General features: G+C 72.6%; 15 protein-coding genes. 10 read left to right on the forward strand and 5 right to left on the reverse strand.

The window, feature by feature from the left end; translation table 11 throughout:
- Window positions 1-570 precede the first annotated feature (570 nt).
- Window positions 571-903 carry a YnfA family protein gene (locus WME76_RS17255; protein ID WP_437291837.1) on the reverse strand — a complete coding sequence of 111 codons (333 nt, stop codon included), beginning with the start codon at window positions 901-903 and terminating at the stop codon, window positions 571-573.
- Window positions 904-1,185: 282 nt separating this feature from the next.
- On the opposite strand from WME76_RS17255, the gene WME76_RS17260 reads away from it, so the two are divergent.
- From WME76_RS17260 to gstA, 7 genes are all read left to right on the forward strand, one after another.
- Window positions 1,186-1,533 (forward strand): hypothetical protein, encoded by a 348-nt coding sequence (locus tag WME76_RS17260; RefSeq protein WP_433937258.1) that lies wholly within the window; start codon window positions 1,186-1,188, stop codon window positions 1,531-1,533.
- Window position 1,534: 1 nt separating this feature from the next.
- Window positions 1,535-2,926 carry an efflux RND transporter periplasmic adaptor subunit gene (locus WME76_RS17265; RefSeq protein WP_437961185.1) on the forward strand — a complete coding sequence of 464 codons (1,392 nt, stop codon included), beginning with the start codon at window positions 1,535-1,537 and terminating at the stop codon, window positions 2,924-2,926.
- Between the two features lie 9 nt (window positions 2,927-2,935).
- Window positions 2,936-6,079, forward strand: coding sequence for an efflux RND transporter permease subunit (locus WME76_RS17270; RefSeq protein WP_437961186.1), 3,144 nt, complete (start codon window positions 2,936-2,938; stop codon window positions 6,077-6,079).
- A 3-nt stretch (window positions 6,080-6,082) separates the two neighbouring features.
- Window positions 6,083-6,685: a TlpA family protein disulfide reductase gene (locus WME76_RS17275; RefSeq protein ID WP_437961187.1), complete on the forward strand. Its 603-nt coding sequence runs from the start codon at window positions 6,083-6,085 to the stop codon at window positions 6,683-6,685.
- 184 nt (window positions 6,686-6,869) lie between these two features.
- A complete protein-coding gene (locus WME76_RS17280) occupies window positions 6,870-7,583 on the forward strand; it encodes a Uma2 family endonuclease (protein ID WP_437961188.1) in 714 nt (237 codons plus the stop codon).
- A gap of 82 nt (window positions 7,584-7,665) precedes the next feature.
- A complete protein-coding gene (locus WME76_RS17285; protein WP_437961189.1) occupies window positions 7,666-8,172 on the forward strand; it encodes a GNAT family N-acetyltransferase in 507 nt (168 codons plus the stop codon).
- A 264-nt stretch (window positions 8,173-8,436) separates the two neighbouring features.
- Window positions 8,437-9,042, forward strand: a complete 606-nt coding sequence (gene gstA, locus WME76_RS17290; RefSeq protein ID WP_437962120.1) for a glutathione transferase GstA — start codon at window positions 8,437-8,439, stop codon at window positions 9,040-9,042.
- A gap of 21 nt (window positions 9,043-9,063) precedes the next feature.
- Here gstA and WME76_RS17295 read toward each other — a convergent pair whose 3' ends face one another.
- A complete protein-coding gene (locus WME76_RS17295) occupies window positions 9,064-10,086 on the reverse strand; it encodes a zinc-dependent alcohol dehydrogenase family protein (protein WP_437961190.1) in 1,023 nt (340 codons plus the stop codon).
- A 199-nt stretch (window positions 10,087-10,285) separates the two neighbouring features.
- Here WME76_RS17295 and WME76_RS17300 point away from each other — a divergent pair, with 199 nt between their 5' ends.
- Window positions 10,286-11,206, forward strand: a complete 921-nt coding sequence (locus WME76_RS17300) for a LysR family transcriptional regulator (protein ID WP_437961191.1) — start codon at window positions 10,286-10,288, stop codon at window positions 11,204-11,206.
- Window positions 11,207-11,223: 17 nt separating this feature from the next.
- On the opposite strand, the gene WME76_RS17305 is transcribed toward WME76_RS17300, so the two are convergent.
- Window positions 11,224-11,643, reverse strand: coding sequence for a hypothetical protein (locus tag WME76_RS17305; protein WP_437961192.1), 420 nt, complete (start codon window positions 11,641-11,643; stop codon window positions 11,224-11,226).
- Window positions 11,644-11,818: 175 nt separating this feature from the next.
- Here WME76_RS17305 and WME76_RS17310 point away from each other — a divergent pair, with 175 nt between their 5' ends.
- Window positions 11,819-12,628, forward strand: a complete 810-nt coding sequence (locus tag WME76_RS17310) for a helix-turn-helix domain-containing protein (protein ID WP_437961193.1) — start codon at window positions 11,819-11,821, stop codon at window positions 12,626-12,628.
- Between the two features lie 107 nt (window positions 12,629-12,735).
- Here WME76_RS17310 and WME76_RS17315 read toward each other — a convergent pair whose 3' ends face one another.
- A complete protein-coding gene (locus tag WME76_RS17315; RefSeq protein WP_437961194.1) occupies window positions 12,736-14,229 on the reverse strand; it encodes a protein kinase domain-containing protein in 1,494 nt (497 codons plus the stop codon).
- A 416-nt stretch (window positions 14,230-14,645) separates the two neighbouring features.
- On the opposite strand from WME76_RS17315, the gene WME76_RS17320 reads away from it, so the two are divergent.
- Window positions 14,646-15,545 carry a metallophosphoesterase family protein gene (locus WME76_RS17320; protein WP_437961195.1) on the forward strand — a complete coding sequence of 300 codons (900 nt, stop codon included), beginning with the start codon at window positions 14,646-14,648 and terminating at the stop codon, window positions 15,543-15,545.
- A 90-nt stretch (window positions 15,546-15,635) separates the two neighbouring features.
- On the opposite strand, the gene WME76_RS17325 is transcribed toward WME76_RS17320, so the two are convergent.
- A complete protein-coding gene (locus tag WME76_RS17325) occupies window positions 15,636-16,535 on the reverse strand; it encodes an S-adenosylmethionine decarboxylase (RefSeq protein WP_437291850.1) in 900 nt (299 codons plus the stop codon).
- Window positions 16,536-16,602: the final 67 nt, after the last annotated feature.

A 16,602-nucleotide genomic window follows, 5' to 3' on the forward strand; every position in this document is an offset into this window, starting at 1 on the left:
CCGAGCCTCGGCGCGCGCCGTCGCCGCGCCGTCGCCCGTGGCAGTGAACTGGTTAAGTATCGCCTGAATTCGATACGCCGCAATGCCCGCTGGATCGTCCGGCGACCAGGTCGCCGCATGCCTGAATTCCTTCAGAAATCCAGGCTGGTCGGTTCCATGGGGTGGTGTCGAGACGGGCGTGGTTCGAGCCGTCAGGGCGAGGAGGACATCTGGAGGAGAATTTGACGCCGGGACCCGGCCGAGTCCGCCAGTGCGCTCGGAAGAATCCGCCTGGTGCGTCCTGATGAGGCAGCCAGCAAGACGAACCAGGCAGTCGTCACTCGGTCGCACAAATAAATGTCGATCATCGAGATCAAAGAGCCCGTGGGAGGGAATTACCAGGGTTTCACGGTCCAGTATCCAACACGGCGGCTTCGGGCGAACACAGGCGACCTGAGCCGGCGCTCCATCACGTCATCGGTGACCCGTGACGTCACCTGTTGTCGAGGGTGACGGCGCGGCTCGGCACGCCGGTGGGCGGGGCGATCACGGCAGTGCGAGGCAACGGGCCAGTCGGCGCGAGCTCGCGCGCTAGCGCTGCGGCGCGCGGGGCCACAGCATGATCGCCGCCCCGAGCAGGCAGATCGCCGCCCCGATCCAGTCCCGACGATCGGGGAGCTTCCCGTCGATGCCCCAGCCCCACAGCATGGAGAGCGCGATGAACACGGCGCCGTACGCGGCATAGACGCGGCCGAACGGGTGCTCTGCCGCCTGCATCGTGGGGACGACGCCGTAGGCCGCGAGCGCGACGAACCCGGCGATGCCGAGGAGCGCGTGGCGCTGGTCGCGCAGCCAGATCCAGACGAGGTACCCGCCGCCGATCTCGAGGAGACCCGCGGCGAGGAACAGGAGCGCCGCCCGCATGCGCCGAGCCTACCAGGAAGGCGGCGGCGCGGCGGCCCTCGCGCGCTCGCGCTCTCGGGGACCCGTGGTACGCTCCGCCGACACGTGGTCCGACGTCGAGAGCGAGGCGCGGCAGCGCCGCCGCGCAGCCCGAGGCGGGACCGCGCCCCGGACGCCCGGGCCGCGGAGCACACGCAGCCGGGGCGGGATGGCCCACGGCGCAGCGCGCGCGACGGCACGCCAGAGCCCGCTCGTCACGGTCGGCGCGACATGGCAGCACGACGGACAAGGACGGAGAAACGCATGAAGATTCACCTCATCTCGCTCGTGATCGGCGCGCTGGCCCTCGGCGGCGCGGCGTGCTCCAGGGAAGCGCCGAGCGCCGAGAAGGCAGCGCCCGATCGCCCGGCCGCGGCCGCGCAGGCCCCGGCGAACGCGGCGCACGCGCCGGACGACGTCAAGCCGGGCTCCCACGAGGACTGGTGCGGCGAGCATCAGGTGCCCGAGTCGCAGTGCAGCCGCTGCAACCCGGAGCTGATCCCGGCCTTCAAGGCCACCGGCGACTGGTGCGCCGAGCACGGGCTGCCCGAGTCGCAGTGCCTGAAGTGCAACCCGGACCTGAAGATCGTGAGACCGCCGAAGGAAAGCTGAGATGGCCGGCCGCATGCACGTCCACGGCGTCCACGCTCGCGCCCTCGTGCTCCTGCTCCTCGCCGCCCTCCCGGGCTGCGGGCGCCGCGAGGCCGACAGGGCAGCCCAGGAGCACGAGAAGGCCGGCGCGAGGCCCGCGGCCGGGCCGAGCGCGGAGGGCGCCGTGTGCAAGGAGCACGGCGTGCTCGAGGCGCTCTGCACGAAGTGCAACCCGCGGCTCGCCCCGGTCTTCCAGGCCCGGGGCGACTGGTGCAAGGAGCACGAGCTTCCGGAGTCGATCTGCCCGATCTGCCACCCCGAGCGCGGCGGCAAGCCGGCCGCGGACGTGACCCGCGACGAGGCGCCGGCCGACGGGACCAAGGTCAAGCTCAGGACCAGGGACACGGCCCGGCTCGCCGGCATCCTCACGGCCAAGGCCGTCGAGCGGCAGGGCGGCGGCGGGATCCCCGCGACCGCCAGGATCGTCTACGACGCGCTCAAGGTCGCCGAGATCAACGCCCGCGCCCCGGGCGTCGTCCAGAAGCTCTTCGTGGACGTGGGATCCGAGGTCAAGAAGGGCGCGCCGCTCGCGGTCATCGACAGCGCCGACGTGGGCGCCGATCGCTCGCGGCTCGCCGGCGCGCTCTCGCGGTCGAGGGCCGCCGAGGAGAACCTGCGGCGCGAGGAGCAGCTCGAGAAGGAAGGGCTCGCCTCGCGCAGGAGCGTCCTCGCCGCGCAGCAGGAGCTCGATGCCGCGCGCGCGGAGCACGCCTCGCTCGCCGCCTCGCTGGCCGTCGTGGGCGCGAGCGTCGGCGGCGGCAGCGGCTACACGCTCGCGACCCCGCTCGCGGGCGTGGTGACCCAGCGGCGCGCGACGGTGGGCAGGCTGGTCGGCGTCGAGGAGACCCTGTTCGAGGTGGTCGACGTCTCGAGCATGTGGGCCGAGCTCGACGTCCCCGAGACCGAGCTCCCGGCCGTGTCGCTGAAGATGCCGGTCGTCATCGAGGTCGACGGCCTCGAGGGGCGGCGGCTCGAGGGGGAGATCACCTACGTGGCGCCGGCCATCGATCCGGCGACGCGCACCGCCAGGGCGCGCGTGCCGCTCGCGAACCCGGGCGGCGCGCTGCGGGCCAACATGTTCGGCCGGGCGCGCATCCTCGCCCCCGCGCGCGCCGCGGTCATGGTGCCGCGCGCCGCGATCCAGCGCGCGAGGACGGCGACGCTCGTGTTCGTGCGGATCGCGGACGACCAGTTCGAGGCGCGGCGCGTCGAGACCGGCGCCGCCGAGGGCGACCTCGTCGAGGTGGTCAAGGGCGTGCGCCCGGGCGAGGAGGTCGCGACCGAGGGGAGCTTCCTGCTCAAGACCGAGACGCTCAAGGAGAGCATCGGCGCCGGCTGCTGCGGCGAGGACTGAGGCGCGGCCATGCTGAACGCCGTCATCACGTGGTCGCTGCGCCACCGGCTCGCCGTCATCCTCGCCGCGATCGGCCTCTCGCTCGCGGGGATCTGGTCGTTCCGCCGCCTGCCGATCGACGCGTTCCCCGACACGACGCCGGTGCAGGTGCAGATCAACGCCGTCGCGCCTGCCCTCTCGCCGGTCGAGATCGAGCGGCAGATCACGGCGCCCCTGGAGCAGGCGATCTCGGGCCTGCCGGGGCTCGAGGAGGTCCGCTCGCTGTCGCGCTTCGGCTTCGCCCAGGTGACGGTGCGCTTCGAGGACGACACCGACATCTACCTGGCGCGCCAGGTGGTCCTGGAGCGGGTGCAGGGCGTGGCGCTGCCGCCGGGCATCGAGCGCCCGCGGCTCGGCCCGGTCGCCACGGGGCTCGGCGAGGTGCTCCACTACGTGGTCACGGGCAAGGGCAAGCCGCTGAGCGAGCTCCGCGCGATCCACGACTGGGTCATCGCGCCGCAGCTCCGGTCGGTGCGCGGCGTCGCCGAGGTCAACGCCTGGGGCGGCGACGAGCGGCAGATCCAGGTCCTCGTCGACCCGGCGGAGCTCACGGCGCGCGGGCTGTCGCTGGGCGACCTCGTCGAGGCGCTCCAGCGCAACAACGCCAACGTGGGCGGGGGCAACCTCGACCAGGCCGGGGAGACGCTGCTCATCCAGGGGATCGGCATCGCCACCCGCCCGCGCGACATCGAGGAGATCGTGGTCGCCGCCAGGGCCGGCGCGCCGATCCGGATCCGCGACGTGGCCCGCGTCGTCGAGGGGCGCGAGCTCCGGCGGGGCGCGGTCACCGCGGACGGCCAGGGCGAGGTCGTGCTCGGCCTCGGCTTCATGCTGATGGGCGAGAACAGCCACGACGTCACGACGCGGCTCAAGGCGCGCCTCGACGAGGTCGAGAAGAGCCTGCCGGCCGGGGTCGACGTCGCGATCGTCTACGACCGCACCGAGCTCATCGACCGGGTGCTCGCCACCGTGAAGCGGAACCTGCTCGAGGGCGCGCTCCTCGTCGTCGCGGTGCTGTTCGCCTTCCTCGGCAACCTGCGCGCGGGGCTCATCGTGGCCTCGGCCATCCCGCTGTCGATGCTCTTCGCCGGCAGCCTCATGCTGCGCGCGGGCGTGGCCGGGAGCCTGATGAGCCTCGGCGCGATCGACTTCGGCCTCATCGTCGACAGCTCGGTGATCATGGTCGAGAACTCGGTCCGGCGGCTCTCGGAGGACCGCGCCGGCCGGAGCGCCGCGGACGTGGTGCGCGACGCGTCGATCGAGGTCCGCAAGCCGACGATGCTCGGCGAGCTCATCATCATGATCGTCTACCTGCCGATCCTCGCCCTCGAGGGGGCGGAGGGGAAGCTGTTCCGGCCGATGGCGCTCACCGTGATCTTCGCGCTCCTCGGCTCGATGATCCTGTCGATCACGCTGATGCCGGCGCTCGCGAGCCTGCTGCTGCCGCGCCGCGCGAGCGAGCGCGAGGGCGCGGCGGTGCGCCTCCTCAGGCGGGCGTACCTGCCCGTGCTCCGGGGCGCGCTCCGCTTCCGGTGGGCGGTGCTCGCCGGCGCCGCGCTGCTCCTCGCGAACGCGGCGTTCCTCGCGACCCGGCTCGGCGCGGAGTTCGTGCCGCGGCTGCGCGAGGGGACGATCGTCGCCAACACGGTGCGGCTGTCGGGCGTCTCGGTGGGCGAGTCGATCCGCTACGGCACGCAGATCGAGCGGGTCCTGATCGAGCGGTTCCCGGACGAGATCGAGCGCGTCTGGACCCGCACGGGCACGGCCGAGGTGGCGACCGACCCGATGGGGCTCGAGGTCTCCGACGTGTTCATCACGCTCCGGCCGCGGGAGCGCTGGAAGCGCGCGGCCACGCAGGACGAGCTCGTCCAGGCGATGGAGGCGGAGCTCGCGGGGCTGCCGGGGATGCGCGTCATCTACACGCAGCCGATCGAGCTCAGGCTCAACGAGATGACGGCCGGGATCCGGTCCGACCTCGGGGTGAAGCTGTTCGGCGACGACCTCGACACGCTGAAGCAGAAGGCGCGCGAGATCGAGGCGGCGCTCAAGAAGATCCCGGGCGCCGCGGACGTGGTGACCGAGCAGATCACCGGGCAGCCGGTCCTCGAGATCGAGGTCGACCGCGACGCCATCGCCCGGCACGGCATCGCGGCCGCGGACGTCCTCGAGGTCGTCGAGGCGCTCGGCGGCCGCGAGGTGGGGCAGCTCCAGGAGGGCGAGCGCCGGTACCCCGTGGCGCTGCGCATCGACGACCGCTACCGCGAGGACCCCGCCTCGATCGGCCGCATCCTCGTCACGGCGGCCGGCGGCGAGCGCATCCCGCTCGCGCGGCTCGCGAAGATCCGCACGGTCGAGGGCCCCGCCGCGATCCAGCGGGAGTGGGCGAAGCGCCGCATCGTGGTGCAGGCCAACGTGCGCGGCCGCGACGTGGGCAGCTACGTGGACGAGGCCAGGGCGCGGATCGACCGCGAGGTCGAGCTGCCGCCCGGCTATTACGTCCGCTTCGGCGGGCAGTTCGAGCACCTCGAGCGGGCGGAGGCGCGCCTCCTCGTCGTGGTGCCCGTCGCGCTGGCGCTGATCCTGGCGCTGCTCTACGTCACGTACGGGCGGCTCGTCGATGCGGTCCGCGTGTTCACGGGCGTCCCGTTCGCGGCGATCGGCGGGGTCGTCGCGCTGTGGTTGCGGGGCCTGCCGTTCAGCATCTCGGCGGGGGTCGGGTTCGTGGCGCTGTCGGGGGTCGCGGTGCTCGGGGACATGGTGCTCGTCTCCACCGTGAGGCAGCTCGTCGCCGCGGGCGTCCCCGCGCGTCGGGCGATCGAGCTCGCGGCCGAGCGGCGCCTGCGCCCGGTCCTGATGACGGCGCTCGTCGCGTCCCTCGGCTTCGTGCCGATGGCGTGGAGCACCGGCGTCGGCGCCGAGGTGCAGCGCCCGCTCGCGACGGTCGTGATCGGCGGGGTGATCTCGTCGACGCTGCTCACGCTGCTCGTCCTGCCGGTGCTCTACAGCATGGCGGGCGGTCGGCGCGGGGAGGAGCGCGAGGCGGAGGCCGCGGCGCCGGACGCCGCCGGCGCCGCGCCGCGCTCCGCTCCGGCCTTGCCTCCGGCGGCGGAGTAGGCCGTGGGCGTGCCTCCTCGCCTCCGCGCGTTCGGCGGCGCCGCGGGCGTCCTGATGCTCCTCCAGGCGCTGGCCGTGGGCCTCTACTGGGCCGTGGAGCACGGGCGCGGGGCGGCGCGGCCGGGGCGTCCGTTCGAGCACGAGCAGCTCTCCGGCGCCGAGCCTGCGCCCGACGAGGCGCTCGCGCGGCCGGACGGGAGCGAGCTGCGCCTGAGCTCGCTGCGCGGGCGGGCCGTGCTGCTCCACGTCTGGGCGACCTGGTGCGCGCCGTGCCGCGCCGAGCTCCCCGCCCTGCTCGATCTGGGCCGGGAGCTCCAGCGGGGCGGGCAGGTCCAGCTCGTGGCCGTGAGCGTCGACGAGAGCTGGGACGTCGTGCGCGCCTTCTTCGACGGCGACGTGCCGCCCGAGGTCGTGCGGGCCGGCTCGCCCGCGCTCGCGCGGCGGCTCGGGGTCTCGACGCTGCCCGACACGTTCCTCGTGCGCCCGGACGGCAGCCTGGCGCTCCGGTTCACGGGCGCGCGCGACTGGAGCGCGCCGGAGGCGAAGCTGCTGCTGGCCGGACAGGCGTGGACGGGACCTGGAGCGCCGGACGCGCCGCCGCGCTGAACTGCGCGTCCCGGCGGCAATGAACGCTGCGCGAGGCGGGCAGGACGAACGTCGGGCGACTGGCGGGGACCTGGCGATCGTCGGATCTCGAAACGAACGCTGCCGGGATCCGTAAACCCGATCGGGCATGGCGAGATGCGCCCCGGACCTTGCTGCGGTCTGCTTCCTCCGGCAAGCTGGAGGCATGACGTCCCTCGCCTTCGCGATGCCGGCGGAGATCGTCGACCCGAGCGTCGTCGCCCCGCCGGGCGATCTGGACAGCAACGAGCCGCCCATGGAGAGCTATCAGCACCTCGTCCAGATGCTCCTGCTGCTCGAGAGCCTGGAGCTCTTCTGGAAGGAGCGGACTGACTACTTCGCGGCGGGCAATCTGACGATCTACTTCAGCCCTCGTCAGCTCAAATCGGAGCATTTCCGGGGTCCGGATTTCTTCGTCGTGCTCGGCACGGAGCGGAGACCGCGCAAGAGCTGGGTCGTCTGGGAGGAGGACGGCCGGTATCCGAACGTGATCGTGGAGGTGCTCTCGGAGAGCACCGCGCGCGTCGATCGCGGCCTCAAGAAGCAGACTTACCAGGACGTCTTCCGGACGCCGGACTACTTCTGGTTCGATCCAGAGACGCTCGAGCTCTCGGGCTTTCATCACGTCGACGGGCAGTATCAACCGCTCTCCCCGGACGCCTCTGGCCGCCTCTGGAGCGCGCAGCTCGGGCTCTTCCTGGGCGTGGAGAAAGGGCAGCTCCGCTTCTTCACCCCCGCGGGAGAGCTCGTGCCGGCTGGCCTGGAGCTCGCCCAGCGGGCCGAGGCCGCGGAGCAGCGGGCCGAGTCCGCGGAGCAGCGGGCAGCGCGGCTGGCGGAGAAGCTCCGGGAGCTCGGCGTCGATCCCGACACGCTGAAGTAGCGGCCGGTTCCCGCGCCCTGGTAGACGTCCCGGCGGAGCGCGGCTCGCTTCCGGGCCGCTCCAGCCCTGCTCGGGAGGACCGATGGCCGACATGCTCGTCAACCTGCTCAAGCTGCCGCCGCTCGACCCCGTGATCGAGGCCTTGCGGCGGGACTCCGTCGTCGTACGGCGGGCGACGCCGTCCGAGATCACGCCCGTCCGGCGGTTCGTCGAGCGGCACTTCACGCGGGCGTGGGCCGACGAGATCACCGTCGGATACGCGAACAAGCCTGTCAGCGTGTACCTCGCCATCCGCGGAGGCGAGGTGATCGGCTTCTCCGCCTACGAGTGCACCCGGCGCGGATTCTTCGGCCCCACCGGCGTGGCCGACCACGAGCGGGGCAAGGGGGTCGGTCACGCCCTGCTGCTCGCCTCCCTGCACGGTCTCGCGCAGATGGGGTATGCGTACGGCATCATCGGCGGCGTCGGCCCCGCCGACTTCTACGCGCGCGCGGTCGGCGCGACGCTCATCCCAGACTCCACGCCGGGAGTCTACGCCGACCCGCTGAGCGACACGGCCCCGCACGACAGCGCGAGGCCGCCTGGCTAGCGCGTGCGGGTGTCAAGGCCGCGGCGAGAGATCTCCGGACCTCCGTCGCTCATCACCCGCGCGCGGAATACGCGCTCACCGCCCGCGAGGCGAAGCGCCAGGGCGCTCCCTGAGGCGTGCGCGCCGGCGTGCAGGCGGGCGCGGGCGCCTCGTAGAGCCCGCCAGTCCCGTCGCCGGCGCGGCGCCCCGCCGCCCCCGGGCACCGCCTTGACGGACGCCGCGCGCTCGGGGAAGGTCCCCTCCCGAGCGCCCCTGGAGGTCATGATGAAGCTCTATTTCAGTCCTGGTGCCTGTTCGCTCTCTCCCCACATCGTGCTGCGCGAGGCGGGCCTGCAGTTCGACCTCGAGCAGGTCCACCTCGGCACGAAGCAGACGAAGTCGGGCGCCGATTTCAACCAGATCAACCCGAAGGGCTATGTCCCCGCGCTCGAGATCGAGAGCGGCGATGTGCTCACCGAGGGGCCGGTGATCGTCCAGTACATCGCCGACCAGAAGCCCGAGTCGGGGCTCGCGCCGCCGGCCGGCACCCTCGGCCGCTACCGTCTCCAGGAGTGGCTGAGCTTCATCAGCACCGAGCTGCACAAGCAGTTCGCCCCCCTGTTCAAGCCGAGGACCTCGGACGAGCAGAAGAGCGCGGCCAGGGAAGCCATCAGCCGCCGCCTCGATCACGTGGCGCCGCGCCTCGAGGGTGCAGCGTACCTGATGGGCGACCAGTTCACGGTGGCGGACGCGTACCTCTTCACCGTGCTCACCTGGACGAAGTTCGCGGGCATCGAGCTCGATCGCTGGCCCGCCCTCGTCCAGTACAGGGAGCGCGTCGGCGCCCGCCCCGCGGTCCAGGCCGCCCTGGCGGCCGAGCAGGGGAAGTGAGCCGCGGGACGCCCCGCGCCCTCAGCCGACCGCGACAACGAGCTTGCCCACGTGCTCGCCCCGCCGCTGCGCCTCGATCGCCTCGCGCGCGGCCTCGAACGGATAGACCCGGTGGATCACCGGCCTGATGCGGTGGAGCGCCACGGCGCGCAGCAGGTCCTCGAACATGTCGCGGCTGCCCACGCTGATCCCCTGGACGCGGGCGCGCTTCATCAGCATCGGGACCACGTCGAGCTCCGGTGAGGCGTTGGCGAGGAGGCCGACGAGGCTCACCTGACCGCCGCTGCGCAGCGCGCGGACCGAGCGCCGCAGGTCGCCCGCGATGTCGACCACGACGTCGACGCCCACGCCGCCCGTCAGCTCGAGCGCGCGCGCGTCCCAGTCCGGGGTCGCGCGGTAGTTGATGAGGTCCGTCGCGCCGAGCTCGCGCGCCCGGGCGAGCTTCTCGTCGCTGCTCGACGCGACGATCACGCGCGCCCCGGACGCCCGCGCGAGCTGCACCGCGAACACGGCGACCCCGCCCGTCCCGAGCACGAGCACGGTGTCGCCGGGCCGGACCGGCGCGTCGACGTGGAGCGCTTGCCACGCCGTGACGGCGGCGATCGGCAGCGTCGAGCCCTCCTCGCAGGTGAGCGACGGCGGCAGGACGACCAGGCCGTCCTCGTCGAGCACGACGTACTGGGCGAGCACCCCTCCCCTCGGGTAACCGAGGCTCGCCTCGAACGTCGTCCTGGGCGTGGGCCGCCCGCCGAGCCACTTCTGCTGGAACAAGGTGGCGACGCGATCGCCGACGCGCAGCCGGCGCGCGTCCTCGCCGGTGGCGACCACCTCGCCTGCGCCGTCGGAGAGCGGCACCAGCGGCATCGGGAGCGATGGATCGAAGACGCCGTCGACGACCATCAGATCCCGGTAATTGACGGACGCCGCGCGGATCCGGACGAGGACCTGGCCGCGCTTCGGCTCCGGGACGGGCAGTTCGACCGGGCGCAGGTGATCGGTCCCAAACCCACCTTCCAGGACCCACGCTTTCATTCGCTGTTCCATGGCACGCTCCTTTGCTCATCGATCGCGGCGCCGGCGGCGCCGCGCGCAAGGGCCGCTTCCCGGCGCGCTCCGCGCCTCGCGGCCCTCTCTGGCGCTGCTCGCGGCTCCGGCGAGCACCTGAGCGGAGCTTAATTCATTCCAGAACGAGCGTTAGACGCGCCGGTGACACTTCTCTCGTTCCAGAGTAGAACGAATCTCCGTGGATACGCTGACGAGCATCGAGTTCTTCGTGACGACCGTGCAGGCGGGCAGCTTCGCCGCCGGGGCCAAGCGCCTCGGCGTCACGGCCTCGGCGGTCAGCCGCCGCGTCGCCCGGCTCGAGGAAGAGCTGGGCGTGCAGCTCCTCGCGCGCACCACGCGCTCGCTCCGGCTGACCGACGACGGCGCCGCGTTCCTCGATCGGGGCGCGCGCATCGTCGAGGAGTACCGGGCCGCGACGGAGGCGCTCAAGGGCACGCGCACGGCCCCCGCGGGCGCGCTGCGCGTCGACTCGGCCGTCGTGCTGGGCCGCTCGCTCCTCAGGCCGAAGATCCCGGACTTCCTCCGCCGCTACCCGAAGATCCGCCTCGATCTGACGCTGCGCGACCAGTACATCGACCCGGTCGCGGAGGGGATCGACGTCGCGGTGCGCCTCGGCGAGCTCCGCGACTCGGCGCTGGTCGCGCGGCGCCTCGGCGAGGTCCGCACCGTGATCTGCGGCTCGCCCGCGTACTTCCGCCGGCACGGCCGGCCGAGGCGCGTCGAGGATCTCGCGCGCCACGCGCGCCTCGGCTTCCTCCAGGACGGGCGCCCCACGCCCTACCGCTTCGCCGACGGCAAGGTGCCGCCGGCCCCGACCGTCGAGGCGCGCTTTCACACGAACGACGCCGACCTCCTGCTCGACGGCGCGATCGCCGGGCTCGGGCTCGTCTACTCGTTCGACTTCCACGTCGAGGGCGCGCTCGCCCGCGGCGAGCTCGAGGCCGCGCCGCTCTGCGATCCGAGCCTTGTGTACCCGGTTCACGCGCTCTACCCGAAGAGCCGCCACCTCATGCCGCGCGCGCGCGTCTTCGTCGACTTCCTCGTCGAGCTCTTCGAGGCCCGTCGCAAGGAGGCGAAGAGGGCGCAGCGGGCCCCGTGACGACGGCGCCTCGCCCCTCAGGCGGTCATCCGCGCCCGGCGCAGCCCGAGCGCCTGCGCCTCGGCGAAGAGCGCGACAACGAGCGCCTGCGCCGCGACGAACGCGTAACCGAGCGCCGTCGGCTCGACCCAGCCGAGCGCCAGGAGGAGCACGCTGTCGATCACCCAGAGCGCGTTCGCGACGACCACGGCGAGGACGGCGGCCCGCGCCGGCCGCTCGCGCGTGCCGAGCCACGCGACGATCGCGGCGAACGGTAGCAGGCTCGCTCCGGACCACCGGAGCAGCGCCTCGGGCAGGCCGACGACGCCGGCGAGGGGCGCCGCGCCCGCGAGCATCAGGAGGCCAGTCGCGCCGCTGACGATGGCGTCGGCGAGGAGGGCACGGCGAAGGAAGAGAGGAGAGGACAGGAACGACATGGTGGGCTCCTTTCGTTGCATTCTCGGGCTCATCGCCCCTGGATGGACTGGGCCTGATCGGGAGAGCCGACGCGCGCATCGCGCCCGCTGTCCGCAGCGCCCCTGACGCATGCCCATCATGGGTGGCCTCGGTCATGGGGTCGATTACCTCCCAGGTAATGGGTCGCTCTTCCCGGCGTGGTAAGGTCGTCGCGCGATGATGACCTCACACCCGCATGTCGGGGGACTCCTGCGCGAGTGGCGCCAGCGCCGCCGCATGACCCAGCTCGGCCTCGCGTGCGAGGCCGACATCTCGACGCGCCACCTGAGCTTCCTGGAGACCGGCCGCGCGCAGCCGAGCCGCGAGATGGTGCTCCACCTGGCGGAGCGCCTCGACGTGCCCTTGCGCGACCGCAACCAGCTCCTCGTGGCGGCGGGGTATGCGCCGCTCTATCCCGAGCGCAGCCTCGACGATCCCGCGCTCGCGGCGGCGCGCAAGGCGATCGATCTCGTGCTCGCCGGCCACGCGCCGTATCCGGCGCTCGCCGTCGACCGGCACTGGACCCTCGTCGCCGCGAACACCGCCGTCGGCCCGCTCCTCGTCGGCGCCGCCCCTGCCCTCCTCCGCCCGCCGGTCAACGTGCTGCGCCTGAGCCTCCACCCCGACGGCCTCGCGCCGCGCATCGAGAACGCGCCCGAGTGGCGCGCTCACCTCCTCGCCCGCCTTCGCCGCCAGATCGAGGTGAGCGCCGACCCCGTCCTCGTGAAGCTCCTCGAGGAGCTCAGCGGCTATCCGTCGCCGGCGGCGGGAGGGGCGCGGCGCCCGGAGCCCGCGCGCGAGCCCGGCGCCGCCGTCATCGCCGTGCCGCTCAGGATCCGGGCGGAGGACCGCACCCTGAGCTTCCTCAGCACGACGATGGTCTTCGGCACGCCGGTCGACGTCACCCTGTCCGAGCTCGCGGTCGAGTCGTTCTTCCCCGCGGATCAGGCGACCGCGGAGGCCCTGCGCGCGGCGACGCAACGCTGAGGGCTGGGCCGCGAAGGCGTGACTTCAGCGAGAGGCCCCCTGGCCAGGCCGGGGCGGGCATCACGGCTGCAGGCCGATGTCGTGCGTCGGAGGACGCCGAGGCGACCTCACCGGTGCATGGCGATGTCGTGACGTGGAAAGGGCTTGACGCGCCGGGTGAGCCTTCCGGCCGACGGGGCGGGCTTGGTCCGCCCGGGGGCGCGCGTGGGGCGCGCGGTGGGCTTCTTCGGGGTCGGCCGCGCCTTCTCGGTCGACGGCGCCGGATCGGGCCGCGTCGCAGGGACCTCGGCCGGCTCCGGGTGTCCCGGCGCGAGCAGCGGCCGCGGCGCGTCCACGACGCTGGCGAGGAGCGTCGCCTCGGCGGTGCCCGGCAAGCCGGCGCTGCGGGAGGCGACGGCCACGGCGGCGAGCGCGGCGCTGTCGGCGGCGAGCGCGGCGCCGTCGGCGCTGGTCGCGGCGAGGCGCCCCGCCATGTACACGCCGGCGCCGGCGAGCATGGCGCCGAGGGCGGCGACCGTGGCGATCCGCGCCGCGGGCCGCTTCTTCTTGCGGCTCGACGTCGTCATCATCACCGTCGTCGTGCGGTCGGGGGCGTCGCTGTCGCACGGATCGGTGTCCGCGAGCGCCATCGGCAGCCGCGGAGGCGCGGGGTGGCGCAGGGTGATCGCGGCGTCCTGCGCGCTCGCGACCGGCGCCTGCGCCAGGGCCTCCGCGCCCGTGTCCTGGGTCGCCGTGCCCAGCGGCCCGGCGCTCCGCCGGCGCGGCGAGAGCGCCCGCTCCAGCGCCTCGGCCATCTCCCTGGCGGAGCCGAAGCGCGCGTTCGGGTCGAGCTGCAACGCCCGCCGCATCCAGTCGTCGAGGGCCGGCGGCGACTCGGGCCGGAGCGCGCTCGGCGGCGTGAACTTGCCGGCGTGCACGGTGAGCGTGAGCCCGACGATCGTCTCCGCGAAGAACGGGACTTGCCCGGTGATCGCGTGGTAGGCGACGACGCCGAGCGCCCAGAGGTCCGCGCGGAAATCGAGATCCTTCGAGCAGGTGAGCTGCTCCGGGCTCATGTAGAGCGGCGTCCCGACGACGTTCCCCGTCGAGGTGACGCGCATGTCCCGCGCCCGCCGGGCGATGCCGAAGTCGAGCACCTTGACGAAGGTCTCGCCGTCCACCTCGGTCAGGAACAGGTTGTCCGGCTTGATGTCCCGGTGGACGATGCCGAGCCGGTGCGCCTGCCCGAGCGCCTTCGCCGTCTGCGCCACGATGCGGGCCACCTCGCCGAGCGGCAGCCTCCCCAGGCGGCGGATGCGGGCCCTGAGATCCTCGCCGCGGAGCAGCTCCATCGCGATGTACGGCATGCCGTCCGCGGTCAGCCCATGATCGAGGACCTGCGCGACATGCGGGCTCGTGATCTGGGCCGCCGCGACGGCCTCCCGCCGGAACCGCTCCACGTACCCCGCGTCGTCCGCGAGCTCGGGCGACATGAACTTGACGGCCACCTGCGCCTTGAGCGGCAGGCGATCGGCGACCCAGATGCTCCCCATCCCGCCCCGCCGCAGGATGCGAACGAGCCGCAGCGCAGGGGTCACCAGCTGTCCCGTGTGCAGGGGCATACCTCTGCTACTCCTTCTTGAAGAGGCCCGAGCCGGTGTGTCCGTCAGCTCCAGCCGAAACTCGCGTCAATAGATCAGTACGCCTCCTCCCTTGTCTCCGCAAGAGAAACACGCGCTCTTCCGCCCCTCATCCATCACCTCCACGCCATAGAACGCACCGCGCGGGACCGCGTCGATTTCAAGCCATCACAACCGGGTCTCCTGGCGACGTGGACGGACGCCGCACAGGCGCTCGTGTCGGCAGATGAGCGCACAGGAGCGCACCGATCACCTCATCGAGTCCACGCCGCGCCGCGCCGCGCGCGGGCGGTCGCGGTGCGCGGCGACGAACAGCAATGCAGCGCTCCTGCTCGGCGGGCTCACTACGGGAGTCCCGGATGCTGGCCAGCGCCCGAGGCATTATGCTCCGCGCCCTCATGACGCCGGACGCCCCCCTCGAGATCGCCGTGCTCGGCGATGTTCACGGCCACCTCACGCTCGCCTATCGGCTGCTCGGGCGCTGGCAGCGGGAGACCGGCCGCGCGCTCGATCTGATCCTCCAGGTCGGCGATCTCGGCGCGTTCCCTCCCCCGTTCCGGCTCGACCGCGCCACGAAGCGGTTCGCGGAGAGCGACCCCGACGAGCTGGGGTTCGCCGTCTATCACGAGGGCGGGCCGGAGCCCGATGCGTTCTTCGGGCCCGACGCGCCGGCGGATCAACGGATAGCCGCTGATACGGTGTTCATCAGGGGGAATCACGAAGACTTCGAGTTCCTCGACGAGGCGGGCGCCGGGTCCGACGCGCCGGTGCCGGTCGACGCGCACGAGAAGATCCTTTATCTCCCGAACGGCGGCCGGTTCACCTTCGGCCGCGGCCCGCACCGGCTCACGATCGGCGGGCTGGGCGGCATCTCCGACGGCGGGCGGCCCGGCCGGGATCCCGTCTCGGAGCACTACACCGCAGCCGAGGTCCGCAAGCTGCGCTCCCGCGGCGATCGCGTCGACGTGCTCCTCTCGCACGAGCCGCCGCACGGCGCCGCCGCCGCCATCCACCCCCGCTACGACGATGGCGGCTCACGCGACGTGCTCGAACTGCTCCGCGATCTCCGGCCGAGGTACCATTTCGCCGGGCATTATCACGAGCCGGGACAGCCGCTCGCCGCGACGGGCGACACGCAGAGCTACCAGCTCAACGCCGTCAATTTCCTGAAGCCGCACCGGCTCAACCCGGGGTGCATCGGGATCCTCCGATGGGCCGGGCCCGAGGAGAGCTCCTTTGCGCTCCTCGACGCGCCGTGGCTGGGCGAGTACACCAGGTCGAACTACAGGTACCTGTGAGCGCGGCGCCGCCGGCGGCGGCGCGCGACCTCGGCCCCTCGAGGTAGGTGCCTGTGGAGGCGGCGCCGCCGGCGGCGGCGCGCCTCGACGTCAGCCCTTCGAGCTCTTCGGCCCGAGCGGGCCGCCGTCGCCCGGCATGCGCGCGTAGACGCCGGGGTGCGAGGAGGCGAGCCACTGGTTCACGTGGCTCATCACGTGCGGGCGCTCGGTCCTGAGCTGCAGGTAGCGCTGGCCGCGCGGGACGAGCACCTGCTCGGTCACGTTGCCGCCGAACTGCTCCGCGAGCACGCGCACGACCGGCTCCACGTCGAAGAACTTGCAGCTGAAGAGATCGAAGAACGCCTCGTCGCTGTCGGGGAAGATGTGCAGCGTGATGTGCGACTCCGCGATCATCACCATGGCGCTGATCACCGGGGTCCCCTCGCGCGTCGCCGTCTTCACCACGAAGGGGCGCATGATCGGGGTCATCCCGATCTTCGAGGGCAGGTGGTCGAAGATGTCGAAGAGCGCGTCGAGCGAGGTCGGCCCGCGGTACGGGCTGAACTGCAGGAAGAGGTGAGGGCCGAAGTCGGCCTCCGGGCTCACCACCTCGTGCCCCCTGCGCTCCTGCAGATCGCCCCCTTCGCCGCGATCGACCGTCTGCGTGAACACGCTGCGACACGGCAGCGTCGTCTGGAGCATCATCTGGACCCGCTGCGGATCGAAGGCCCCGGGGTACACGAGATCGGCGAAGAAGCACTCGCGGAAGCTGAAGGTGTGGATGGTGAGGTGGCCGCCGAGCAGCAGCACGAAGGCGCTGATGCCGCAGTCCTCGGCCACCACGCCGTTGTAGTAGGGGAGGATGAACGGAGGCATCACCGGCTTCAGCCGGAGCACGCCGGGCACCTCCTCCAGAAGCTCCTGAGCCAGCTTCACGTCATCAAAACGGCTCCGGAAGCCGTGAAAGCCGTCCATCGTGAAATGGGTGAGGTTCTTGCGCGCCTTATGCATGTTGCCCCTTCGTCGACGAGTTGAGCGATGCTACTCCACGCGGCGCGGGCGCGATCGGATAAATTTG

It is taken from the genome of Sorangium sp. So ce119 (assembly GCF_051524405.1).
Taxonomy (GTDB): Bacteria; Myxococcota_A; Polyangia; order Polyangiales; family Polyangiaceae; genus Sorangium; species Sorangium cellulosum_G.